Below are 23,333 nucleotides of genomic sequence, written 5' to 3'. Positions count from 1 at the left end.
ACCATGAGCGGGGACGAAACCGGCGTCGTGATCGTCGACGCCGAACTGGCAGAAAAGGCAGCGCCGCTGGCGCAGCGGCTGGCCGCCGACGGCGCCGCTGCCAAGCTCGCCGCCAAGGACTCCACCCTGTGGGGTCCGGACGCCGAGTCCGAAGCGTCGATCCGATTGTCCTGGACGACGTTGCACAAGTCGTCGCGTCCGTTGATCGGGGAAATCGAAGCGCTGCGCGCGGAACTGCGCAGCGAGGGCGTGGACCGCGTGGTGCTCGCCGGCATGGGCGGCTCGTCGCTCGCGCCGGAGGTCATCACCGCCACCGCCGGCGTCCCGCTCACGGTGCTCGACACGACCGACCCCGGCCAGGTGGCCGACGCGCTCGCGGGCGACCTCGAGCGCACGGTCATCGTGGTGTCGTCGAAGTCCGGCGGCACCGTCGAGACCGACAGCCACCGCCGGATTTTCGCCAAGGCGTTCGCGGACGCCGGGATCGACGCGGCGCGGCGCATCGTCGTCGTCACCGATCCCGGCTCCCCGTTCTCCGAACTGGCGGAGAAAGAGGGCTACCGCAAGACCTTCCTGGCCGACCCGCACGTCGGCGGCCGCTACTCCGCGCTGACCGCGTTCGGCCTCGTGCCGGCCGGTCTCGCGGGCGCGGACGTCGCACGGCTGCTCGACCAGGCCGCGTCGGTGGCGGAAACGCTCGCCGAGGACACCGCCGAGAACCCGGCCGTGCAGCTGGCGGCGGCGTGGGGCGCGGCGCACGAAGCCGGTGCGGAGAAGGTCGTGCTGGCCGACACCGGTTCGGGCATCAAGGGATTCCCGGACTGGGCGGAGCAGCTCATCGCCGAGTCCACCGGCAAGCTCGGCACCGGCCTGCTGCCGGTGGCCGTCGAGGGCCCGGACGCTCCCGGGTTCGCCGGCCACGGCAAGGACGCGACCGCGGTCGCGATCGGCGCCCCGGAAGGCGCGGCGCAGATCTCGGTGACCGGCCCGCTCGGCGCGCAGTTCCTGCTGTGGGAGTTCGCGACCGCGCTCGTCGGACGGCTGATCGGGATCAACCCGTTCGACCAGCCGGACGTCGAGGCGGCCAAGAAGGCGGCTCGTGCGTTGCTGGACGACCCGGAGAAGCTGAAGGGCGGCGAGGCACCGGACACTGTGGACGGTGCGGTCGAAGTCTTTGGCAGCGAAGGAGTTTCCACCGACGGCAAGCTCGCCGACGTGCTGCGCGCGTTCTTCGGTTCGGTGGCGGACGGCGGGTACATCGCCGTGCAGGCCTACCTGGACCGGCTGGACGACGCGTCGACCTCGTTGCTGCGCGCGGAAATCGCCAAGCGCACCGGCGTGCAGACCACGTTCGGCTGGGGCCCGCGCTTCCTGCACTCCACCGGGCAGTACCACAAGGGCGGCCACCAGAACGGCAGCTTCCTGCAGATCACCGGCGCGGTCGAGGACGACCTCGCGGTGCCGGACCGCCCGTACACGCTGGGGCAGCTCCAGCACGCGCAGGCGCTCGGCGACGGACAGGTGCTCGCCGAACACGGGCGTCCGGTGCTGCGGCTGCACCTGACCGACCGCGCCGCCGGGCTCGCCGAACTCGTCCGCGCAGTACAGGAGGCCGCCCAGTGACCTGGCGCAACCCGCTGCGCGACGCCCGCGACAAGCGGCTGCCGCGGATCGCCGGGCCGTCGAGCCTGGTGATCTTCGGCGTCACCGGCGACCTGGCGCGCAAGAAGCTGATGCCGGCCATCTACGACCTCGCGCACCGCGGGCTGCTGCCCGCCGGGTTCTCGCTGGTCGGCTTCGCCCGCCGGGACTGGGAGCACCAGGACTTCGGCGAGCTGGTGCACGATTCGGTGCGGGAGCACGCGCGGACGCCGTTCAAGGAGTCGGTGTGGAACCGGCTCGCCGAAGGAATCCGGTTCGTCCAGGGCACTTTCGACGACGACGACGCCTTCGACCGGCTGGCGAAGACCGTGCGCGAACTGGACGAGGAACGCGGCACCGGCGGCAACACGGCGTTCTACCTGTCGATCCCGCCGGGCGCGTTCCCGGTGGTGACCAAGCAGCTGGCGCGTTCGGGCCTCGCGCAGGCCGACGAGAACACCTGGCGGCGCGTCGTCATCGAGAAGCCGTTCGGGCACGATCTGAAGAGCGCCAAGGAACTCAACGCGATCGTGAACGACGTCTTCCCCGAGGAGTCGGTGTTCCGCATCGACCACTACCTCGGCAAGGAGACGGTGCAGAACATCCTGGCGCTGCGGTTCGCGAACCAGCTGTTCGAGCCGATCTGGAACGCGAACTTCATCGACCACGTGCAGATCACCATGGCCGAGGACATCGGCCTCGGCGGCCGCGCGGGGTACTACGACGGGATCGGCGCCGCGCGCGACGTCATCCAGAACCACCTGCTGCAGCTGCTCGCCTTCACCGCGATGGACGAGCCGCTGTCGTTCGAGCCGAAGGCGCTGCGCTCGGAGAAGGCCAAGGTGCTGGCGGCGACCAAGCCGATGCTGCCGCTGGACCAGACCACCGCGCGCGGGCAGTACGCGGGCGGCTGGCAGGGCGGCACCAAGGTGCCGGGGCTGCTGCAGGAGGCCGGGTTCGCGAAGGACTCGACCACCGAGACCTACGCCGCGGTGACGCTGGAGGTGCAGAACCGCCGCTGGGCGGGCGTGCCGTTCTACCTGCGCACCGGCAAGCGGCTCGGCCGCCGGGTCACCGAGATCGCGGTCGTGTTCAAGCGCGCGCCGCACCTGCCGTTCGACTCCACCTCCACCGAGGAGCTGGGGCAGAACGCGCTGGTCATCCGCGTGCAGCCGGACGAGGGCATCACGCTGCGGTTCGGGTCGAAGGTGCCGGGGACCACGATGGAGGTCCGCGACGTCACGATGGACTTCGGCTACGGCCACGCGTTCACCGAATCGTCGCCGGAGGCCTACGAGCGGCTGATCCTGGACGTGCTGCTGGGCGAGCCGTCGCTGTTCCCGGTGAACGAGGAAGTCGAGCTGTCGTGGGAAATCCTCGACCCGGTGCTGTCGCACTGGGCGAAGCTCGGCACCGCGCCGGAGCAGTACCCGCCGGGCAGCTGGGGCCCGAAGTCGGCTGACGAGATGCTGGAACGTACCGGCAGGCACTGGAGGCGTCCGTGATCATCGACCTGCCGTCGACCACGACGTCGGCGCTGAACAAGAAACTGGTGGAGATCCGCGAGCAGGGCGGCCAGGTCGCGCTCGGCCGGGTGCTGACGCTGGTGATCGTCGCGGACGACGACGCCAAGCTCGAGGACGCCATCGAGGCCGCGAACGACGCCAGCCGCGAGCACCCGTCGCGGGTGATCGTCGTGGCGAAGGGCGCGCGCACGGCCGCGCCGCGCATAGACGGCCAGATCCGCGTCGGCGGCGACGCCGGCGCGAGCGAGGTCATCGTGCTGCGGCTGTACGGCCCGCTGGCCGCGCAGGGGCAGAGCGCGGTCGTGCCGCTGCTGCTGCCGGACGCGCCGATCGTCACCTGGTGGCCGGGAGCCGGTCCGAAGGCCCCCGCGGAGGACCCGCTGGGCCAGCTGGCACAGCGGCGGATCACCGACTCGGCCGCGGAGAAGAACCCGATAAGGTCGCTCACCACGCGCGCGAAGTCCTATGTGGAGGGTGACACCGACCTGGCGTGGACCCGGCTGACCCGCTGGCGGGCGCAGCTGGTGTCGGCGCTGGACCTGCCGCCGTACGAGAAGATCACGAGCGCGACGGTGACCGGCGAGGCCGATTCGCCGTCCACCGAACTGCTCGCCGGCTGGCTCGCCGAGTACCTCAAGGCACCGGTGCACCGGGTCAAAAGCTCGAGTGCGCAGGGCATCATCTCAGTGAAGCTGGAGCGGAAGTCGGGCGCGGTGGAGCTGACGCGGCCGGACGGGCGGGTCGGCACGCTGACCCAGCCGGGCCAGCCGACGCGGCGGATCGCGTTGCAGCGGCGCAGCAATCCGGAGTGCCTCGTGGAGGAACTGCGGCGGCTCGACCCGGACGAGGTGTACGAGGCTTCGCTGCACGGGCTGCACAAGATCGCCGCGTCGAACGGGTCCAAACCGGCCGCGGCCAAGGCTTCGGCCAAGCCCGCCGCCGCGAAAGCACCGGCGAAGGCTCCAGCGAAGGCCACCAGCCGCAAGACGGCGGAAAAGAGCGGCTCATGAGCCGGACCGAGGTCGTCGTCTACGAAAACCCGGACCTGCTCGCCGCGGCCGCCGCGGCCCGGCTGGTGACCCGGATCGTCGACGTGCAGGCAGCCCGGGGCGCGGCGTCGGTGGTGCTCACCGGCGGCGGCACCGGCATCGCCGTGCTGCGCGAGCTGCGGGAGTCGAGCGCGCGCGACGCGATCGACTGGTCGCGGCTGGACGTCTACTGGGGCGACGAGCGGTTCGTCCCGGCAGATTCGGACGAGCGCAACGAGAAGGGCGCGCGCGAAGCCCTGCTCGACCACGTGCCGCTGGCTCCGGAGCGGGTGCACGCGATGGCCCCGTCGGACGGCGAGTTCGGCGACGACGTCGACGCGGCCGCCGAGGCGTACGCGAAGGTCCTGTCCGACGCGGCGGGCCCCGGCGCGGAGGTGCCGGAGTTCGACATCATGCTGCTGGGCCTCGGCGGCGAGGGCCACACGGCATCGCTGTTCCCGGAAACCGCCGAGGTGCGCGAAACGCAGCGCTCGGTGGTTCCGGTGCGCGACTGCCCGAAGCCGCCGCCGACGCGTGTGTCGCTCACGCTGCCGGCCATCCGCCGCGCCCGCGAGGTGTGGCTGATGACGGCGGGCACCGCCAAGGCGGACGCGGTGGCACAGGCGCTGGCCGGGGCTCCGGAAACGCAGATCCCGGTCTCCGGCGCCCGCGGCTACCGGCGGACGCTGTGGCTCCTGGACCGCGAAGCGGCCGGGAAGCTGACGAAGGTGTACCAGCCGCCGGCTGAGTAAACGGCTTTGCGGAAGGGGCTCCTCGTGCGTGGCGCGAGGAGCCTTTTCGTTGCGGAGCAAGGGAAATAGCGAGCGGGCCTCGTGAGTGCCCGCACCGGCTCTATCGCGCGATCGAGGTGGCGGGCTCGGCTCGCGGGTTGTGAGTGCCTGCGCCCGTTCTAACCGGCACCATCCCGCTCCCCCGCGTCCGCCCCGGTGAGCACCGCCGCCGTCGCCGCCAGGTGGCCGGTCAGCAGTCGCGCCGCCACGTCCGGATCCCGGCTCAGCGCCGCCTGCTCCAGCCCCTCGTGCTGGGCGAGCACGTCCTCCACCGGCAGCCGGTGCGCCGGATGCACCGACCACCGCCGGGCCAGCTCGCTCGCCGTCCACATCCGGTCGAAGTTCTCCAGCAGGACCGCGTTCCCGCAGCCGTCGAGCAGCGTGCGGTGGAACAAGCGATGCGCCTCCGCCCAAGCAGCGGAGTAGTAGCTGCCTTCGTCCGGCACATACATCTGCGTCCGGGCGAGCCGATGCCCCGCCGCGCGCACCCGGGCTTCCCATTCCAGGTCCCCGCGCACGACGGACAGCCGCAGCACCTCGGGCTCGACCGTCCGGCGCGCCTCGAGGATCTCCTGCCACCGCTGAGCGGCGAACTCGGGCACGGCGAACCCCCGGTTCGTCAGCCGCTCCGCCAGCCCCTCGCCGACCAGCCGGACCAGCGCCTCCCGCACCACGGCGAGGCTGACCTCGTACCGCGCCGCCAGCTCCTGCGGTTTCAATGCCTGCCCCGGCTCGACCTCGCCGCGCATGATCGCGTCGCGGACCCGGTCGTAGATCTGCTCGGACAGCATCTGCTTCATGGCTTCAGGTTAGACAATCCGCGCGATCGTCGATTATCAACGCCGCTGCTCAGGCAGCTCGCGCGGGCCTTCGACTGCGCAGCGATACTTATACCCCACCCGCACGGGTGATCTCTCCCCTGAACGTGCGGGCTGGACCTGGGCGGCAAACGGAGCAACTGACCCTGCGCCAAAAGGCGGCTCACCAGTATGTGGGAACCGCCGTATGGTGAACATAAGGTGATGTGATCGACACAAGGTGATGTCCCGCGCAGATCCTTCACCCCTATGGAGCAGCTGTGGAGATTACAACACCACAAGAACCACTCTGGGTGAAACTTACCGTCAACACACACATTCCCGTTAGCATCCGCACATTTGTTGACCACCGCGCGTCCCGATCGGGTGGCCGGAGCATCTCATCACCAAGTCCACAAGACGAATGGGGTCGCCGCGATGAGCACTGAGGGACTCTCGATTCCTGGCATCTCGATGAGCAGCTCCGCAGCGGGAGCCGCTCGGCGGGACAGGCGCGCCAGCCTGACCGGGGCGTTCGCCGTGTTCCGGAAACCCCTCGCCGCGACGATCGCCGTCGAAGCGGTGGTCGTGCTGCTGGCGGTGCTCGACGTCTGGCTCGTGGTGCCGCCGAAGGCGCATCCGTATTCGCTGTACCTGTCGGCCGCCGCGTGTCTCGCGGTCGTGGTGCGGCGCCGGTTCCCGTTCCTGGCGGTGCTCGTCGCGGTGCCGGGATTCCTCGCCGGATGGGCGCAGCTGGCGTCGATGCTCAACCTGGGCATGCTCGCGACGCGGCGGCAGCTGCACTGGCAGACCTGGGTCGGCGCGGGACTGGTGTTCACCTGCCGGTTCGTGCGGTGGCCGCTGTCGGAGTTCGCGGAACTGAGCTGGCGCGAGCACGTGCTGGACGGTATCTACGGCGTGCTGGTGGCCGGAATGCCGATCGCGATCGGGCTGCTGATCGGAGCGCGCGCCGAGATTTCGGCGAAACTGCGCGAACTGGCGAAGAGCCGCGACCGCGAACGCCGCTTCCACGCCGACGCCGTCCGCGCCGAGGAACGCGCGCGGCTGGCCCGCGAGATGCACGACGTGGTGTCGCACCAGATCACGCTGATCGCCATGCAGGCCGGCGCGCTGCAGGCGCAGGCCAAGGAAGGCCCGGCCCTGGAAACGGCGCAGGTCATCCGCCAGCTCTCGACGCGAACCCTGGAGGAGCTGCGCTCCCTGGTGAGCGTGCTGCGCTCCGGCGCGGGCGACGACGGCCCGCGGCCCGGGATAGGCGAACTCGACCACCTGATCCGCACGTCCGACGTCCCGGTGCAGCTGACCGTCGAGCAGCTCCCGGACACCCTGCCGAGCCAGGTCTCGGCGGCGGCGTACCGGACGGTGCAGGAATGCCTGACGAACGTCCACAAACACGCCCCCGGCGCGACAGCCACGATCCGCATCCACGCGGCGAGCGGCGCACTGGACATCGAGGTCGAAAACGCCCGCGCCTGCCGCACCGGAGAAGCCTTCCCCTCCGGCGGCCACGGCCTCACCGGCCTCGCCGAACGAGCCCGCCTGCTGGGCGGAAGCTTCGAAACGTCCGGCACCGAGGACGGCGGTTTCCGGGTGCGGGCCCGGTATCCGCTGGACCGCTGAGCCGCCGGAGACGCCGACGGAATTGGTCTGGACCGGTCAAGGTCTCTGCCCGCACCGCATTTTCCAGCACTCCGCGCGGTCCGGCACCAGTCCAGACCACAGGGAAATCGCCGCCGTCCCGCCCAGTCCGGACGGATTGTCGCGGCACCGCGCGGCTCGGCGGCAAACCGCACCGGAGGGCAGCGCAGCTTGGCCGCTGTCACTATCGGACCGGGGCCAAGATTGGTCTGGACCGGTCAAGGTCTCTGCCCGCACCGCATTTTCGAGCACTCCGCGCGGTCCGGTGCCGGTCCAGACCACCGGGAAATCACCGCCGCCCTGCCCTGTCCGGGCGAATTGTCGCGGCACCGCGCGACTCGGCGGCAAACCGCACCGAAGGGCCACCGCAGCCGGACCTCAGTCGCTATCGGACCGAGGCCAAGATTGGTCTGGACCGGTCAAGAATCCGCGAGCCGGGACGGCACCGTCGACCCGGCGTCCGAACCGGACCGGCCGAGATCGCACCCCGCGCCGAGTCCGCGAACGGCCGCGCGGAGGTCCAGACCTCTCCTCACAAGCCGCGACAGTCCGGGCGGCACCCCAGAACCCGCCACCTGAACCCGACCGGCCGGAATCGCCCCTGCGCCGAGCCCGCGAACGGCCGCGCGGAGGTCCAGACCTCTCCTCACAAGCCGCGACCCTCCGGGCGGCCCCCGGGAGCCCGCCGTCCGATCAGGAGCGTCTCCGCCGATCTGAGGCACCCAGGTCCAGACCACCCGGGACCACTGCGGCTCCGGCCTCTCGCCCCGCCCCGGGAACTAAAAAACCACCGGCCCTCGCCCTCGCGGGCGGGAAGCCGGTGGTCCCGGAGAAGCCGTGCCTCAGATCAATTCGCGGCGCTGGCGGAGGCGCTCGAGCGCTTCGGCGAGGATGGCCTCGCCGTCGGCGTCGCTGCGGCGTTCCTTCACGTAAGCCAGATGCGTCTTGTACGGCTCGGTACGAGGCGCGGCGGGCGGGTTCTGCTCGTCCTGACCGCCCGGGAGCCCGCAGCGCGGGCAGTCCCATTCGTCGGGGATTTCCGCGTCCATCGCGAACGACGGGCGAGCTTCGTGCCCGTTCGCGCACCAATACGACACCCGGCGCCGTGGCGCCGATTCACCCCGCTCCGATTCGCCCGAAGGACCGGCACCCACGCGGGTGCCGCGAATCGCGTTACCGCCAACCATGAATCCTCACCCGTTGGAATCGGCGGCGCGCCCCCCAATAGGCACGCCGATCGCAAGTCCCCTTCCGGGGACCCGGTCAGACCTTGAGCAGGAGGCCGAGACCCACGATGCTGATCAGCCAGATGGCTCCGAGCAGCAGCGTGATCCGGTCGAGGTTCTTCTCGGCGACGCTGGACCCCGCGAGACTCGACTGCATCCCCCCGCCGAACAGCGACGACAGGCCGCCGCCCCGGCCGCGGTGCAGCAGCACGGCCACCACCAGCAGAACGCTGGAGGCGATCAACAGGATTTGCAGGAACAGCTTCATGTCATCCTCTGTGCTTGTCGGAGCATGCAGGGGTACGGCCGGACCCGCACCAGCGTGCGGATCTTCACCGTACCCCTGGACTCGTCCACTGCTCTAGTGACGGACCGAACACACAGGCTACCCGGTAGTGCCCACGATCAGGGCAGCGGGCCACCGGCGGCGAGCGCGCAGAGCTTGGTGAACTCCTCGCCGTCCAGGCTCGCACCGCCGACCAGCGCGCCGTCGATGTTGTCCGCGGCCACCAGCTCGGAGACGTTCCCGGACTTCACCGAGCCGCCGTAGAGCACCCGGACCGCCGTGGCGACCTCGTCGCCGTACTTCTCCGACAGCGTCCCGCGCAGGGATTTGCAGACCTCTTCGGCGTCGGCGGCGGTCGCGACCTTGCCGGTGCCGATGGCCCACACCGGCTCGTACGCGATCACGATCGACTGCACCTGCTCGGCCTTGAGGCCCTTGAGCGCCTCGACGAGCTGGTTGCGGGTGTGCTCGAGGTGCTCGCCCGCCTCGCGGATCTCGAGTTCCTCGCCCACGCACAGGATCGGCGTGATCCCGTGCTTGAGCGCGGCCTTGACCTTCTTGTTGACGATCTCGTCGGTCTCGCCGTGGATCGCGCGGCGCTCCGAGTGGCCGACGGTGACGAAGCTGCAGCCCAGCTTCGCCAGCATCGGGCCGGAGATGTCGCCGGTGAAGGCGCCCGAGTCCTGCGGCGACAGGTCCTGCGCGCCGTAGGTGAGGGAGAGCTTGTCGGCGTCGACGAGCGTCTGCACGCTGCGGATGTCGGTGAACGGCGGCAGCACGGCCACGTCCACCTTCGCGTAGTACTTCTCCGGCAGCGCGAAGGCGATCTTCTGCACCAGGGCGATGGCCTCGAGGTGGTTGAGGTTCATCTTCCAGTTGCCTGCCACCAGGGGCTTGCGTGCCACTTAGTTCTTCCCCTCCAGCGCCGCCACGCCGGGCAGCTCCTTGCCTTCCAGGTACTCCAGCGAAGCGCCGCCGCCGGTGGAGATGTGCGAGAAGCCGTCCTCGGGAAGGCCCAGCTGCCGCACCGCGGCGGCCGAATCCCCGCCGCCGACCACGGTGAACGCGTCGCTCTTCACGAGCGCCTCGGCCACCGCGCGGGTGCCGCCGGCGAACGCTTCGAACTCGAAGACGCCCATCGGGCCGTTCCAGAAGACGGTCGCCGCGTCGGCGAGCTTCTGCGCGAACAGCTCGGCGCTGCGCGGGCCGATGTCCAGGCCCATGCGGCCGGCCGGGATGGCGGTGACGTCGACGGCCTCGTGCGCCGCGTCGGCGGCGAAGCCTTCAGCGGCCAGCACGTCGACCGGCAGCACCAGTTCGACGCCGCGCTTCTCCGCCTCGGCGAGGAAGCCCTTGACCTGGTCCAGCTGGTCCTCCTGCAGCAGCGACGTGCCGACCTCGTAGCCCTTGGCCTTGAGGAACGTGTACGCCATGCCGCCGCCGATGAGCAGCCGGTCGACCTTGGTGAGCAGGTTCGCGATGACGCCGAGCTTGTCGGACACCTTCGAGCCGCCGAGCGCGACCACGTACGGCCGCTTGACGTCGTCGGTGAGCTTCTTCAGCACGTCCAGCTCGGCCAGCACGAGGCCGCCCGCGTACGCCGGGAGCACCGCGGCGATCTCGTAGACCGAGGCCTGCTTGCGGTGCACGACGCCGAAGCCGTCGGAGACGAACGCCCCGCCCGGCGTCAGCGCGGCCAGCTCGGCCGCCAGCTCGGACCGGTCGACCGCGTCCTTGCTGGTCTCGCGCGCGTCGAAGCGCACGTTCTCCAGCAAGACGACGCTGCCGTCGGCCAGCCCGGCCGTCAGCGCCTTCGCCGACTCGCCGACGAGGTCGCCGGCCAGCGGGACCTCGGAGCCGAGCAGCTCGCCCAGGCGCTTCGCGACCGGCGCGAGCGTGAACTTCGGGTCCGGCTCGCCCTTGGGGCGGCCGAGGTGCGCGGTGACGACGACCTTCGCGCCCGCGCCGGCGAGCTTCTTGATCGTCGGCAGCGCGGCCCGGACCCGGCCGTCGTCGGTGATGGCCGACCCGTCGAGCGGGACGTTCAGGTCGCTGCGCACCAGCACGTAGCGGCCCTGAACGCCCTCGCCCAGCAGGTCTTCGAGGTTCTTGACGCTCATCCGGCTCAGAGCTTCGAGCCGACGAGCTTGATCAGGTCGGCGAGGCGGTTGGAGTAGCCCCACTCGTTGTCGTACCAGCCGACGACCTTGACCTGGTTGCCGATCACCTTGGTGAGCGGCGAGTCGTAGATGCACGACGCCGGGTCGGTGACGATGTCCGAGGACACGATCGGGTCGACCGAGTACTTCAGGATGCCGGCCAGCGGGCCCTCGGCGGCGGCCTTGTAGGCGGCGTTGATCTCGTCGACCGTGGCGGACTTCTTGAGGGTGACGGTGAGGTCGGTGGCCGAGCCGGTCGGGACCGGGACGCGCAGCGCGTAGCCGTCCAGCTTGCCGAGCAGCTCCGGCAGCACGAGGCCGATCGCCTTGGCCGCGCCGGTCGAGGCCGGGACGACGTTCAGGGCGGCGGCGCGGGCGCGGCGCAGGTCCTTGTGCGGGCCGTCCTGCAGGTTCTGGTCCTGCGTGTAGGCGTGGATCGTGGTCATCAGGCCCTGCTCGATGCCGAAGGCGTCGTTGAGGACCTTGGCCAGCGGGCCGAGGCAGTTGGTGGTGCAGGACGCGTTCGAGATGATCGTCTGCGAGCCGTCGTACTTGTCGTCGTTGACGCCGAGGACGACGGTCAGGTCCTCGCCCTTGGCGGGCGCGGAGATGATGACCTTCTTCGCGCCGCCGGCGATGTGCGCCTTGGCGGCGTCGGCGTTGGTGAAGAAGCCGGTCGACTCGACGACGACGTCCACGCCCAGGTCGCCCCAGGGCAGGTTGGCCGGGTCGCGCTCGGCGAGGGCCTTGATGGTCTTGCCGTCGACGACGATGCCCTCGTCGCTGACGCTGACCTCGCCCGGGAAGCGGCCGAGGATCGAGTCGTACTTGAGCAGGTGGGCCATGGTGGCGACGTCGCCGAGGTCGTTGAACGCGACGACCTCGATGTCGTGACCGCTCGCCTTCACGGCACGGAAGAAGTTGCGGCCGATCCGGCCGAAGCCGTTGACACCTACGCGAACGGTCACTGCTGCCACTCCTCTGGTGTTGATCACGGCGGCGGCGCACCGGCCGCCGACCGCTGAAGTTGGTCACTGCGGAAGTTCCCCGGGGCGCCCGCCCCGGAAGACTTCTGCGACTTCCGGAATCGGTGCAACCCTAGCGTGCGGGCCCCGTCGCCCCGGACTGCCCTGACGAGACTTCCACCACTGCCGGGAGACGTCAAGAATCGATTAAGAACCCAGCTCAGCCGGGTGAGGGCCGGAAACGGGGCGGGCGCTCCCCCGAGCGCCGGGGGCGGGACCGGACCAGTGGCTTGATCGGTCTTGGTGCCCCGGTTCACGCTGTCGGGACGGTGGTCCTGGCCGGAGACGGGCTCGAGCGGGGTCGGCCCGGCGGGGTTGGCGGCGTTGGCGGGGTCGGCGGGCGGGGGTCGGCCTGGGCGGCGAGTTCGGGCGCGACGGCAAAGCAAGCGGGGCCAGACCAGAGGCGGGAGGCTTCGGCAGGCGGGTTCTGCGGACGGCGAGCGGAGCGGCACCTGTCTGAGGCCAGTCACGCCGAGCAGCCACGAAACGCGAGTTCGCAGGCGAACAGGGCCTGGCTGAGATCAGTTGCGCCGGAAAGCCGCGATGCGCCGGTTCGCGCGCGGACGGCACCTGTCCGACGTCAACCGTGACGGGAGGCCACGGCACGTCAGTCACGCGCGGGCACAGGGCGGGTGGCACCCGTCCGAAGTCCACCGCACCGGGAAGCCGCAACTCCGGGGCGACGGCGCGGCGAGCGAGACTCGGCTGGGCGGGAAGCCACGGCACGCACGTTCGCGGCAAAACGAGCCGAGCAGGCTGGCGCCGCGGGCGGGAGCGTGGATCCACCGCCGTCCCGCGCCGCTCGCGGAGGCAGCTATCCAGCCAGCTCCTTCTCCGCCGGGGTCCGGAATTTCGGCACTACCCGGGCCTCCCCCAGCCATTCGCTCAGGCGGGCGGCCTCGGCGTCCACCGCGGCGGTCTTCTCGGTGCCGATGTCCTCCAGCAGGCGCACCGCGACTTCTCCCGACGGGCGCTGGGCCCAGGCTCCGACGATCCGGCCGTCGCTCCAGACTGTCGGGCCGATGTTGCCGCTGCGGTCGAACAAGGCGGCGCGGTGCGGGCCGACGTACCAATCCCGGGACTGCCAGCCCATCGCGGTCGGGTCCAGCGCCGGGAGCAGGGCGACCCACGGGGCGGGAGCGGCTACCGGGGCCAGGTCGCCGGGCAGGGCGATCGCGGTTTCGCCGTCCAGGTCGACCTCGGCGGGGGCGACGGCGGTCAGCGCTTTCTTTGTCTGGCCCGCGGTCCAGCCGGTCCACCAGCGGAGGTCGGCGACCGGGGCGGGGCCAAAGGCGTGGAGCCAGCGCCGGGCTAATGCGGCTCGGGCTTCGTCTTCCGGGAGGCCTGGCCAGTCGGAGGGGCTGGGATCGGAGCGGCCTGGTGTGCCGACGACACCGACACCCGAGGGATCTGGTTTGCCGACGACACCGCCGCCCGACCGGCCTGGCTCCCCGGCGGCACCCGGCCCAGAACGACCCGAATCACCGACAGCACCTGGCACCGCGCGGCCTGGCTCCCCGACAGCACCCAGCCCAGAACGGACCGAATCACCGATAGCACCCAGCTCCCCACGACCTAGCTCCCCAGCGACGCCCAGCCCAGAACGGCTCGAATCACCGACAGCACCCAGCTCCCCGCGCTCTGTCCCAGCAGCACTTCCCGCCAGCCAATCAGTCAGCGGGGACCAGTGGTACTGCGTGCTCTGCCAACTCCCCCGTGGTCGCCCGCGCACGATGTGGCCCTCTGCGGCCAGCTGGAACAGCACCCGGCTGGTGACGTTGCCGATCGACTCGTACGGCTTCCCCTTAGCCATCAGCAGTTGCTGGCGCAGGCGCGGCTCGTCGTCCGCCAGTTGCTGGGCGGTTGCCGATCCTCTGGCGCGCAAGGCTTTCTCGACGCTCGCCATGACCTCGTCCAGCCATTCGCCGGGGCGCGGGACATTTTCCGGATGGCCTTGGGTGCCCAGGTGCTTTTCCAGCAGGCGGCGTTGGCGGGCGGCGATGTCGTAGGAACACGCAGCTTGCACCAAACCCGCAGTAGCAACATCAGTGACGAACATCGTGCGCCGCATGCCTAACAGGCGTAAGAGGGTGCGTCGGGAGTACAGGGCATCTTCGACGTCGGCAACGGAAACTGCGCGCACGCGCGACCATGCGGACAGGTACACCGAAGCCGGATCGGTGGCGTGCAGTGCGACGACGCCGTCGACTGCTTGCTCGACGGTCGTCGCCCGGGCCGCGAGGTGGTGGCGTACGCCGAGGCGGGCTCGGCGTTGGGCGAGGGTCATCTTCACGGCTCGATTTCTACCAGGAGGGTCCGACAGAAACCGCGTTAGCGCTGGTCAGGTGGGAGAACTCGCGAGCATGGCGGAGCGCACCAGGTGTCGGAACCAGAGCTGAGCCGGGTCGGCGGCGGTGCGGGGGTGCCAGGCCAGGCCCAGTTCGACGGGTGGCAGGTCAAGCGGAATCGGGAAGGTGCGCAGGCTCAGCGCGGTCAGGAACGAGTCCAGCCAGCCGGCGACGCCGATGGTCACCAGGTCGCTTTCGCTCGCCAGGACAAGGGCGCTCGGGTGGCCGGGGACGACCGCGGCGACTCGGCGGTGCAGGCCTAGCTGTGCGAGGGCGGTGTCGATCGGGCCTTGTTGTTTGCCTCGGCGGGAGATGCCGATGTGTTCGGCGGCGGCGAAGCGGGCAGGACTTACAGACGCGGCGAAGAGGGGATTCCCTTGTCGCGCAACGCCTAGCACCGTTGTGCGCACCAGCGGTTCGGTGCGGGTTTCCGGGTCGTGATGGCCGGCGGCGCCGATTTCCAGGTCTACCCAGCCGTCGCGCAATGCCCCGCTGTCCTCTGTGGACTCCGGCAGGAAGATGACCTCGACGTGCGGGGCTTCGGCGCGGAGGCGGGCGGTCAGGGCGCCGGCTAAACCGCTCACGACCAGGTCGGCGGCTTGGACGGTGAAGGTGCGGCGCAGGTCGGCGGGGGTGAAGCCGGGGCCGGGGCCCAGGATGCGGTCGGCGCGGTGCACCAGGGTGGCTACTTCGTCCTTCAACTCCAGGGCGCGCGGGGTCGGGACCAGGCCTTGGCCCGCGCGCACCAGGAGCGGGTCGCCGGCGGCGCGACGCAGTTTGGCAAGGGTGCGGCTCACCGCGGCGGGCGAGCTGCCCAGTCTGGCCGCGGCGCGCGTGACGCTGCCTTCCTGCAGCAGCGCGTCCAGCACGCGCAAGAGGTTGAGGTCCATGACCGTCCCGGAAGGTTTGCGTTCAGCGGAAGAATTCCGTGCCGATTCTTGCATCGACGCGCAATCCGCGGCCGCCCAGAGTGGATCAGGTAAGCCAACAGAGGAGAACAACCATGCAGGAAGCAATACTCGCGGTCGCGGGAGCGAAGGGGCCGGCGGTCGCCTTTTTCGACGTCGGGTCCGGGAAGCATCTCGGCACCGTCGAAGTGCCCGCGCAGCCGCACGACCTCTGCTTCGACCCCGTCCACCGCGTCGTCTGGAGTGCGAGTGCGTACCGCGACGGCGCCTATCACCGCCACGGCGAACGGGCGACCGAGCTGACCGCGATCGATCCGGATTCGCGCGAGATCGTGGAGGTCGTCGACCTCTCGCCGTACCACGCGCCGCACGGGCTGGCGATCGATCCGATGCGCGGGCTGCTCTACGTCACCGTCGAGGCCGGTCCGGGCGGCGAAGGCGGGCTCGTGGTGGTCGACACCGCGACGCGACGGCCGGTGCGGCATCTCGCGACCGGGGCACCGGGGCCGCATTGGGCGGCGATCAGTCCGGACGGGCGGCGCGGGTTCGTGACCAACAAGGAAGCCCCGTTTGTGTCCTTTGTGGATCTCGACAGCGGTGAGGTCGAGCGGATTTCCGTTCCGGGCAGCGAAGGGCTGGGGATTTCCCGGGACGGGAAACAGCTGTATGTCGCGACGCCTTATCTGGACAACGGCACCGAACCGGTCCGTGCGACGCCTGGGGTCCGGGTGTTCGACGCGGTCACCGGGGCGCCCGAAACCTTGCTGCCGACGGAACGTCCGGTGCTGCCGATCCATTGCACGACGTCCGGCGAGGTGCTGGCCGCCGAGCTGGGCGGGCGGCTGCTGGCGTTTTCCGCGACCAGCAACGAATTCCTCGGGTCCATGGAGCTGAAAACCGAGTTCCCGCTGGCCATTCTGTCCGATCCGGACGGTCGGGTCGCCTTCGTGTCCGGAGCGGGTTCATCCGCGGTGGAGGTGATCGACCTCGAGACCCGGACGCTGGTGACCACATTGGACACGAAAACGGCCGGGGCACCGGGCGGACACGGGCTGGCGTACGTACCCGTCGCCTGACTGGGCTGGGCGCGCGGTGCGAGACCGCGCGCCAGCCAGCCCGTCAGGCGGGTTGCTCTTCCTCCGCCACATCCGCCGGTTCCGCCGCAGAGGTGCGGCTGAACATCCGCGTCGCCGAGAGCCGGGCCACGCCGTCCGGGTCGCCGAGATCGTCGAGGGAGTTCCGGATCGTCGCGTCCACCGACAGGTACTTCCGCCCGGCGCGCAGGTCCGCGTCGTTGCGCAGCCGCACGATCAGCGGGAACTCCGCCAGCGCGCCCGCGTCGAACAGGCCCGTCGTGTAGATCAGCTGCACGCCCAGCGCCTCCGCGACGGCCCGCTGCAGCTCCAGCAGGTACCCGGCCGACGCCCGGCCGATCGGGTTGTCCAGGAACAGCACGCCGGAATGCCGGTTGCGCGCCTTGCCGCGGTTGTTGGCCCGCAACGCCGCCAGCGTGCAGTACAGGATGATCGCCGCGGTCAGCTGCTGGCCGCCGGAGAACACGTCGCGGATTTCGGACACCCGCTGGCGTTCGGTGCGCAGCACGGAGTCCGGTTTGAGCATGTCGACCCGGTACCCCTTGGGCGCGGCCACGTGCACGCCGCGCAGCACCAGCGACAGCCCGTCGCGCTTCACGTCGCGGCCGTCGGCGGTCTTGCCCGCGGCCGCCTCGTCGACGACCTCGCCCAGTTTTTCCGCCAGCACGTGGTCTTCCAGCTCGGTGAACCGGATCCGCAGGAACTCCTGCCCGGACCAGTCGCCGAGCCCGTCCGGCAGCCGCGACACCCGCTGCGCCGAGCGCAGGGTGCGCAACGCTCCCTCGACCATGCCCTGCAGCCGCGTGATGATGCCGCCGCGGTGCCGGTCGATCTGCGCGAGGTCGTCGGTGAGGGTCCGCAGCCGGGGGCGCAGCGCCTCGCTCCATTCCGCCGCGTGCGCGGGAAGCTGGTCCCGCTTCACGGAAATCACCTGCTGCCGCACGGGGGTGCTGAGCTTCTCGAACCGCTTCTCGGTCGCGTACTGCGCCAGCTGGTCCGCCGCCGCGCGCACCCGCCGGTCGCCGGAATCGGCGGCCGACTGCGCGTCGTTCAGGACGGTGTTGAGCTGGTTGTACCGGGTCCGCGCGGACTCGACGTCGCCGTCGTAGGCGTCCGCGGGCTCCTCCGAGCGCAAGTGCGCCAACGATTCCGACAGCAGCCCGAAGCCGGACGCCGAAGCCTTGCCCGCGTCCAGCGTCGCTTCCGCCGCAGCCCGGCGCTCCTGCAGCTCTTCCCACTTCCTGGCGGCCGCGGACACCTCCAGCGAGGCCGCGTCGATCAGCTCCAGGCCGTGTTCGATGTCGCGCGGCCGCTCGGCCGGCGACGCGACCCCGGTCTGCAACGGCAGCACGTCCAGCTCGGCCCGCCGCGTCGACACCTGGCCGATCGCTTCGGTGCGTTCCTCTTCCAGCGCGTCGACGACTCGCCGCGCCCGCGCCAGCGCCGCCGCCCGCGCGGAGGCATCCGAACCGTCCGGCGTCTCCAGCAGCGTCGCCGCGCGCACGCGGACCTCTTCGTCCAACGCTTCCAAAGCAGACGACGCCGCCGCCTCGGCGGATTCCGCCTGCTCCAGCTCGGCCCGGAGATCGCTGCCGACCTCGACCTTCGCGTACGCCTCGGACGCGGACGCGAAGGTGCGCCGCAACGCGTCCACCGGTTCGGAAGGCGCTTCGACGTCCTCTGGCAACTCGGCCGCGCCCGGCACTTCGGCCAGCTCGGACCGCGCGGTGGTGACGGTGCGGCGGTGCCCGTCCGCGGTCCGCTGCTCCTCCGCCGCCTGTTCGCGCAACCGCGCCGCCCGGGCCGACGCCTCGGCCGCCGACGTCTCCGCGCGTTCCGCGATTTCCGTGGCCCGCTCGACTTCTTCGGTCCATTCCGCGACGCGCGCCGCCCGGGCGGACAGCTCGCCGAGCCGACGCGCCTTCTCCTCGGCTTCCGCGGCAGCGATCCGCAACGCCGGGACTCGTTCCCGCAGCGCAGCGGCTTTTTCGCTCAATCGGGCGAATTCCGCCTCGGCCTGCGCGAGCGCGGTCTGCGCGGTCTCCCGGGCGACGCGAGCGCTTTCGGCCTGCTCCGCGAGCGTCCCGATGGCACCCGCCGGGTAGTCCTCGCGCCAGGTGGTGAGCTTCCACGTCAACGCGCCGTCGTTAGCCAGCGACTCCGACAGCTGCTCCAGCCGACGCTGCCGCTCGGCGTGCCGTTGCGCCACGGCTTCCCGCTCGGTGTCGGCGGCTTCCTCGTCGTACATCGCCGGGTTCGGCGGCACGAGGAACTCGACGCCCGCCGCGGCCGGGCCGTCCTTCTGGAACGCGTCCGTGGTCCCGACCGCGATCACCGCACTCGGCAGCAGCCGGGAAGCCGCCAGCACTTCCCGCGCCCGCTTGACCTGTCCCGCGTCGTTCAGCAGCACCCCGGCGACGAGCTGCGGCATGCGTTCCAGCACTTCGTCGCGCCGCACTGAGTCCAGTTTGGACAGATAGCGCCAGCCCGACCACGCGGTGATTCCGGCCTGCTCCAACGCGTCCAGCGCGGCCTGGACGTCTTCCGGTGGCGGCAGCAGCCCGCCCGACCCGAGCGCGGCCAGCGCCCGCTCGTCGGCCGACTCCTCCATCCGCAGCGCGGTCTGTTCCTTCTCCACCGCCGCGCTCGCGTCGCGCAATCGCTGCAGCAGGACCGGAAGATCGCTCTCCAGCTTGACGTCGTCCGCGCCGAGCAGCTCCATCAGCCGCGGTTCGGCGGCCAGCGCGTCGGTCCGCCGGTGCGCGCGGTCGAGGTCTTCCGCGGCCCGGACGAGCCGGTCCTGAGTGGACCCGGCGAGCTGGTGCGCCTCGTTCACCGAACGCTGCGCCGCTTGCAGATCCTCGCCGACCCGGTCGAGTTCCTGTTCCCGGCGAACGGATTCCGCCGCCGCGGCCTCCGCTTCCGCCCGCGCCGACCGGGCCGCCTCGGCGACATCCGCACCAGAGGCCAACAGTCCACTTCGGACGGATTCGGAGATTTCCTCGCGCAGCTCAGCGATCCGCGACGACAGTCCGCGCGCCTCAGCCCGACGGCCGGCAGCCAGGTTCGCCGCCTCATCCCGTTCGGTCTGCGCTTTCTCCGCTTCGGCGCGCAAGGCGTCCGCGTGCGCCTCGGCTTTGTCCGCCTGCCGCTGCGCATCCCGCGCCAGCGAAAGCAACCCGCGCCCCAACGCTGCCGCCGCCGCATCCCGCGCGGCCAACGCCGGTTTCGCCTTCTCTTCCCGGTTTCCGACCAGCTCACGCAGGTCTTTCGCCTTGCGCGCGGCGTTCAACCGGTTCAGCACAGTCGCGGTTTCGCGCCACGCCTCAGCTTGCGTCTTCGCTTCAGCCAGCTCGCCGTCGACCCGCTCGCGCTCGATCTGCGCTTCTTCCAACCGCAGCACCGCGACCAGCCGCCGCAGTTCGGTGACACCCGCGGTGAGCCGCCGATGGTCGCCCTCGGCGAGCTTCTCCGCGGTCCGCACCTCCTCGACGTGCTCCTCCAGCCCGGACAGCCGCGCGTTCTCCAGCTCGTTGCGCGCGTGGATCCGCCCGGCCAGCTCGCCGAGGTCCGCGCGCGCCGATTCGGCGATCCGGCGCGACGCCGCGGCCACGCCTTCCTCCTCGGCCAGCGGCCCCAGAAGCTCCAGCGCGCCCTCGACGAACTCCTTCTCCGCCATCAGATCGCCGCGCTGCGCGAGGTTGTTCGCGTACGTCGACACGACCTCGGCGAGGTCCTTCGGCTCGTCCTCGGACAGCACCGCGCGCAGCAAGAACTCCACGAACGCCTCGTCGGTGGAGAACTGGAACGCGTCGGCCGCCTCGCCCTCGCCCGCGTTCATCGCGCGCTGGTAGCGGAACAGCTCGGTGTCCAGGCCGAGCTGGTCGAGCCGCCCGGTCCACTCGTGGTGCCGGCGCGTCCAGAACAGCTCCAGCTCCGGTTCGGCCATCGCCGCGCCCGCGATCCGGTCGTGGAACCCGGACATCGTGAGCAGCCTGCCGTCCTCGGTCAGCGGCAGCGAATCGAGGGCGACGTCGGCGGTCGGGCGGAAGCAGTACCAGGAGTCGACCAGGTTCTCCGAGTCCGCGGACGTCACGTGCCCGCGCCACTCCGACACCTTGCCGGTGATCACCCGCTGCCCGGTCTCGACGTGCAGCCACTCCAGCACCACGTGCGCGACGTCCTTGGCCGTCACGAACTTCTCCAGCACCTTCGTGCTCGTGGTGCCGACGACCTGGCGCCGCCCGGGCAGCATCACCGAGAAGATCAGCTTGATCAGCACGGACTTGCCGCCGCCGTTCTCCAGGAACAGCACGCTCGCCGGCGACGGGCGGCGCACCGGGCCGCCGGCGTGGATGCCCGCGGAGAACAGCGCGTCCTGCTTCGGCGCGGTGATCGTGGCCCCGACGCCGCTGAAGTCCAGCACCACGTCCTGGTACCGGGCGCCCGCCGGGCCCACCGAATGCAGGCGGACCCGCGAAAGCTCGTACATCCCTGTCCCCTCTTACTGCAGCGTGTCCGAGGCCGTCGCGCGCAGCGTTCCCCCGGCCCCGGCGACCGCGACGACGTCGAGCGCGAGCAGGTCGTCGAACGCGGCGTCCGCGGCCAGCTCGCGCACCTGGATCTGATACCGCGGCGTGGTGCGGTAAGTGCCGCCCTGTTCGTCGCTCACCGGCACCAGAAAGCCTTGGTCGGCAAGGAATCGCAGCGCCCGCGACACCATGCCGCGCGTGGTGTCGGCCGCCATCCGGCCGTCCTTCGTCGCCGCGGCGGCCGGACGGCGGGCGTACGCGCGCCACGCCTGTTCCAGCTCCGGCGCGTCCGCCAGCGGGTCGTTGTTCGCCTCGGCCAACTGCGCGCGCTCGTCGAGCACGCGCGCCGCTTCGCGGACCATCGCGTCGACCTGCTCCACGCTCACGCGGCCGATGTAGGTGTCGTTGGCCAGGTCGTCCGGCCGCGGATAGCCGAGCGCGGCCGTCGCGAGGTGGATCAGGCCGTGCAGCACCTTTTCCGTCTCGCGCCGCTCACGGATCTTGGCCTGCCGGGCGTAGCTGTCCATCTTGATCTCGAAGACGGACTCGTCGGTGGCCGCGAGCACGCACCCGGCCTGCTGCGTCACCTCCAGCACCATCAGCCCGAGCCCGGAGGCGACGGAGTGGGTGAGCGCCTTGAACGCGTTGTCCTCGCCGTACCGGCGCACCAGCTCGCCGTACACGACGTCGCGGGCGGGCAGTTGCTTCGGGCGCATCCCGAACGCGACGAGGCGCGCGGCGGCCTCGGCGTCGACGCTCGTGTGCGTCACGGGCATCAGGCGACCTCCTCGGTCTCGTCGTCCGCTCGTTCGACCGCCGCGGTGGACAGCAGGAGATCGGCCCCGCCGAAGTCCGGGTCGTCGAGCAGGGTGCCGTCGTCGACGGCGAGCAGCACGTGGCGTTCCCCCTGCCGGCGCGCCGCGCCGACCTCGGGACTGTAGGCGTGCAGCGCACGCAGCGCGACCAGGGACGCCAGGTTCGGCTGCCCGGAGCGGCGCGCGTCCTCCAGCAGCCCGGACAGCCGGCGCGGCACGTCGGGCAGGTCGAGCAGTTCGTCGGCGAGGCGCCACACGTCGTCGCCGAACCGGTCGGTCACCTCGGCGGGCACCAGCTCCGGCTCCGGCACCTCGCCGACCAGCTGGTCGCGCTCCGGGGCGGGCCGCAGCAGCAGCGACACCAGCGAGGACAGCGACGGCACGACCGGCGTCGTGATGCCGGCGACGGCGTGGAAGAAGTGCTCGGCGGGCGCGGTCGCATCGGCGAGCGGCAGCCCGAGCGTCGGCATCAGGAGCTGGCCGAACAGGTCGATCGTCGCCCGCTGCGGCGGCCCGGAGAACTGCTGGCGGTCCTGTTCGGCACGGAAGACCGCACCCGCGTCGGCCAGCCGCGACTGGAGCCGGGTGTGCCGCCGGATGCAGTCGGCGACGATGTCGACCAGTTCGGCCGCGCGGCGTTTGTGGTCGGCGTCCTCGGATTCGTCGCGCGCGGTGGTGATGTTCTTGAGGATCGCGTTCTCCGCGCGGAACCGGGACTCGATGTGCCCGAGCGCCGACTCGATCAGCTCCGGCACCTCCTGCTCCCAGTCGACCGCACGCACGTCGCGACGAGTGGCGTCGAGCTTCGCGCGCAGCGTCTCGCCGTACTGCACGGTGCGGTAGCGCGCCTGCTCCGCGGCGAGCTTCGCGTCGGCCAGGCGGCCGCGGTTGATCAGGTTCTCCAGCTTCACCTCGGCCGCGATCTGCGCCGACTCGACGTCCGTGTCCAGCGCTCCGACCAGCACGTTGATCGCCTCGTCGGTGGCGCGCAGGTACACCTCGCCGTCCGGGGCGGCCAGCTCGACCAGCAGCTTGAAGTCGAACTGGCGGCGCTGGTAGCCGCCGGGGCCGAGCGAACCGTAGACGCGCCGGAAGCCGCGGTCGGTGGTGCCGACGTTGATCAGGTTGTCCAGCACCCACTTGGCCACGCGCACGTGCTCGTCCGGCATCCGCGACGGGGCCTGCAGCGAGATGAACGGCAGCAGCCGGTCGATGACCTGGTCGTGGCCGGCCCCGGTGTCGAAGTCCATCGCGATGGTGACCTGGTCGATCGTGTGCAGCGCGATCTCGGCCATCTGGTACACCGTGGCGTCGGCCCAGTCGAGCTTCGCCTTGCGCGCGTCGAGGTCGTGCAACGGCGCGGTGCAGGCGAGCGCCTTCAGCCGACGGGTCAGCCCCTCGTCGGCGAGCCCAGCGGCGCCCATCTCGTCGTATCGCACAGCAGGTCAGGCTAGTCGGCCTGCCCAGGCGCCCGCACAGGCGGACGGCTAGCGTGGCC

17 protein-coding genes are annotated in these 23,333 nt (G+C 71.0%); 6 read left to right on the top strand and 11 right to left on the bottom strand.

Going from position 1 to position 23,333, the window contains the following annotated elements:
• The first annotated feature begins 3 nt into the window (after nt 1-3).
• The 4 genes from RPX00_RS27485 to pgl are packed head-to-tail and all read left to right on the top strand — an operon-like array spanning nt 4 to nt 4,947.
• A complete protein-coding gene (locus RPX00_RS27485) occupies nt 4-1,623 on the top strand; it encodes a glucose-6-phosphate isomerase (protein WP_406629634.1) in 1,620 nt (539 codons plus the stop codon).
• Nucleotides 1,620-3,146, top strand: a complete 1,527-nt coding sequence (gene zwf / locus RPX00_RS27480; RefSeq protein WP_406629632.1) for a glucose-6-phosphate dehydrogenase — start codon at nt 1,620-1,622, stop codon at nt 3,144-3,146. Before RPX00_RS27485 ends, zwf begins: the two co-directional genes overlap by 4 nt.
• Entirely contained in the window at nt 3,143-4,177 is a 1,035-nt protein-coding gene (gene opcA / locus RPX00_RS27475; protein WP_406629630.1) for a glucose-6-phosphate dehydrogenase assembly protein OpcA, read from the top strand. The genes zwf and opcA overlap by 4 nt, the downstream gene beginning before the upstream one ends.
• Nucleotides 4,174-4,947, top strand: a complete 774-nt coding sequence (gene pgl, locus RPX00_RS27470; protein WP_406629628.1) for a 6-phosphogluconolactonase — start codon at nt 4,174-4,176, stop codon at nt 4,945-4,947. The genes opcA and pgl overlap by 4 nt, the downstream gene beginning before the upstream one ends.
• Nucleotides 4,948-5,105: 158 nt before the next feature.
• On the opposite strand, the gene RPX00_RS27465 is transcribed toward pgl, so the two are convergent.
• Nucleotides 5,106-5,777 (bottom strand): GntR family transcriptional regulator, encoded by a 672-nt coding sequence (locus RPX00_RS27465; RefSeq protein ID WP_406643115.1) that lies wholly within the window; start codon nt 5,775-5,777, stop codon nt 5,106-5,108.
• Between the two features lie 444 nt (nt 5,778-6,221).
• Between RPX00_RS27465 and RPX00_RS27460 the strand changes: the two genes are divergently transcribed.
• Nucleotides 6,222-7,424, top strand: coding sequence for a sensor histidine kinase (locus tag RPX00_RS27460; protein ID WP_406629626.1), 1,203 nt, complete (start codon nt 6,222-6,224; stop codon nt 7,422-7,424).
• A gap of 860 nt (nt 7,425-8,284) precedes the next feature.
• Here RPX00_RS27460 and RPX00_RS27455 read toward each other — a convergent pair.
• From RPX00_RS27455 to RPX00_RS27425, 7 genes are all read right to left on the bottom strand, one after another.
• Nucleotides 8,285-8,629 (bottom strand): RNA polymerase-binding protein RbpA, encoded by a 345-nt coding sequence (locus tag RPX00_RS27455; RefSeq protein WP_009075886.1) that lies wholly within the window; start codon nt 8,627-8,629, stop codon nt 8,285-8,287.
• 76 nt (nt 8,630-8,705) lie between these two features.
• Nucleotides 8,706-8,936, bottom strand: a complete 231-nt coding sequence (gene secG / locus RPX00_RS27450; RefSeq protein WP_033292761.1) for a preprotein translocase subunit SecG — start codon at nt 8,934-8,936, stop codon at nt 8,706-8,708.
• Nucleotides 8,937-9,073: 137 nt separating this feature from the next.
• Entirely contained in the window at nt 9,074-9,859 is a 786-nt protein-coding gene (gene tpiA / locus RPX00_RS27445; RefSeq protein WP_406629623.1) for a triose-phosphate isomerase, read from the bottom strand.
• Nucleotides 9,860-11,074 (bottom strand): phosphoglycerate kinase, encoded by a 1,215-nt coding sequence (locus RPX00_RS27440; RefSeq protein ID WP_406629621.1) that lies wholly within the window; start codon nt 11,072-11,074, stop codon nt 9,860-9,862.
• A 5-nt stretch (nt 11,075-11,079) separates the two neighbouring features.
• Entirely contained in the window at nt 11,080-12,081 is a 1,002-nt protein-coding gene (gene gap / locus RPX00_RS27435) for a type I glyceraldehyde-3-phosphate dehydrogenase (RefSeq protein ID WP_182896131.1), read from the bottom strand.
• Nucleotides 12,082-12,952: 871 nt separating this feature from the next.
• The gene (locus tag RPX00_RS27430; protein ID WP_406629619.1) at nt 12,953-14,431 is read right to left on the bottom strand and encodes a winged helix DNA-binding domain-containing protein; all 1,479 of its coding nucleotides are present in this window, start codon (nt 14,429-14,431) and stop codon (nt 12,953-12,955) included.
• Nucleotides 14,432-14,479: 48 nt separating this feature from the next.
• Nucleotides 14,480-15,376, bottom strand: coding sequence for a LysR family transcriptional regulator (locus RPX00_RS27425; protein WP_406629617.1), 897 nt, complete (start codon nt 15,374-15,376; stop codon nt 14,480-14,482).
• A 113-nt stretch (nt 15,377-15,489) separates the two neighbouring features.
• Between RPX00_RS27425 and RPX00_RS27420 the strand changes: the two genes are divergently transcribed.
• Nucleotides 15,490-16,470 (top strand): YncE family protein, encoded by a 981-nt coding sequence (locus RPX00_RS27420; protein WP_406629615.1) that lies wholly within the window; start codon nt 15,490-15,492, stop codon nt 16,468-16,470.
• Nucleotides 16,471-16,513: 43 nt separating this feature from the next.
• On the opposite strand, the gene RPX00_RS27415 is transcribed toward RPX00_RS27420, so the two are convergent.
• The 3 genes from RPX00_RS27415 to RPX00_RS27405 are packed head-to-tail and all read right to left on the bottom strand — an operon-like array spanning nt 16,514 to nt 23,259.
• On the bottom strand, nt 16,514-20,980 hold the full coding sequence (locus RPX00_RS27415; RefSeq protein ID WP_406629613.1) for a hypothetical protein: 4,467 nt from the start codon (nt 20,978-20,980) through the stop codon (nt 16,514-16,516).
• Between the two features lie 12 nt (nt 20,981-20,992).
• Complete coding sequence (locus RPX00_RS27410) at nt 20,993-21,796, bottom strand: hypothetical protein (protein WP_378309088.1); 804 nt, start codon at nt 21,794-21,796, stop codon at nt 20,993-20,995.
• On the bottom strand, nt 21,796-23,259 hold the full coding sequence (locus RPX00_RS27405; RefSeq protein ID WP_406643112.1) for a hypothetical protein: 1,464 nt from the start codon (nt 23,257-23,259) through the stop codon (nt 21,796-21,798). The genes RPX00_RS27410 and RPX00_RS27405 overlap by 1 nt, the downstream gene beginning before the upstream one ends.
• Nucleotides 23,260-23,333: the final 74 nt, after the last annotated feature.

The sequence above is a fragment of the Amycolatopsis sp. WGS_07 genome, from assembly GCF_045278895.1.
GTDB lineage: Bacteria > Actinomycetota > Actinomycetes > Mycobacteriales > Pseudonocardiaceae > Amycolatopsis.
Note: the sequence above shows the minus strand (reverse complement) of the source record. Positions and strands in the feature narration are given on the sequence as shown.

Coding starts and splice junctions, on each gene's coding strand:
- RPX00_RS27410 (WP_378309088.1), bottom strand. CDS start 21,796: ATGCCCGTGACGCACACGAGCGTCGACGCCGAGGCCGCCGCGCGCCTC.
- RPX00_RS27455 (WP_009075886.1), bottom strand. CDS start 8,629: ATGGTTGGCGGTAACGCGATTCGCGGCACCCGCGTGGGTGCCGGTCCT.
- RPX00_RS27425 (WP_406629617.1), bottom strand. CDS start 15,376: ATGGACCTCAACCTCTTGCGCGTGCTGGACGCGCTGCTGCAGGAAGGC.
- RPX00_RS27420 (WP_406629615.1), top strand. CDS start 15,490: ATGCAGGAAGCAATACTCGCGGTCGCGGGAGCGAAGGGGCCGGCGGTC.
- RPX00_RS27440 (WP_406629621.1), bottom strand. CDS start 11,074: ATGAGCGTCAAGAACCTCGAAGACCTGCTGGGCGAGGGCGTTCAGGGC.
- pgl (WP_406629628.1), top strand. CDS start 4,174: ATGAGCCGGACCGAGGTCGTCGTCTACGAAAACCCGGACCTGCTCGCC.
- RPX00_RS27405 (WP_406643112.1), bottom strand. CDS start 23,259: ATGGGCGCCGCTGGGCTCGCCGACGAGGGGCTGACCCGTCGGCTGAAG.
- RPX00_RS27460 (WP_406629626.1), top strand. CDS start 6,222: ATGAGCACTGAGGGACTCTCGATTCCTGGCATCTCGATGAGCAGCTCC.
- secG (WP_033292761.1), bottom strand. CDS start 8,936: ATGAAGCTGTTCCTGCAAATCCTGTTGATCGCCTCCAGCGTTCTGCTG.
- RPX00_RS27485 (WP_406629634.1), top strand. CDS start 4: ATGAGCGGGGACGAAACCGGCGTCGTGATCGTCGACGCCGAACTGGCA.
- RPX00_RS27415 (WP_406629613.1), bottom strand. CDS start 20,980: ATGTACGAGCTTTCGCGGGTCCGCCTGCATTCGGTGGGCCCGGCGGGC.
- RPX00_RS27465 (WP_406643115.1), bottom strand. CDS start 5,777: ATGCTGTCCGAGCAGATCTACGACCGGGTCCGCGACGCGATCATGCGC.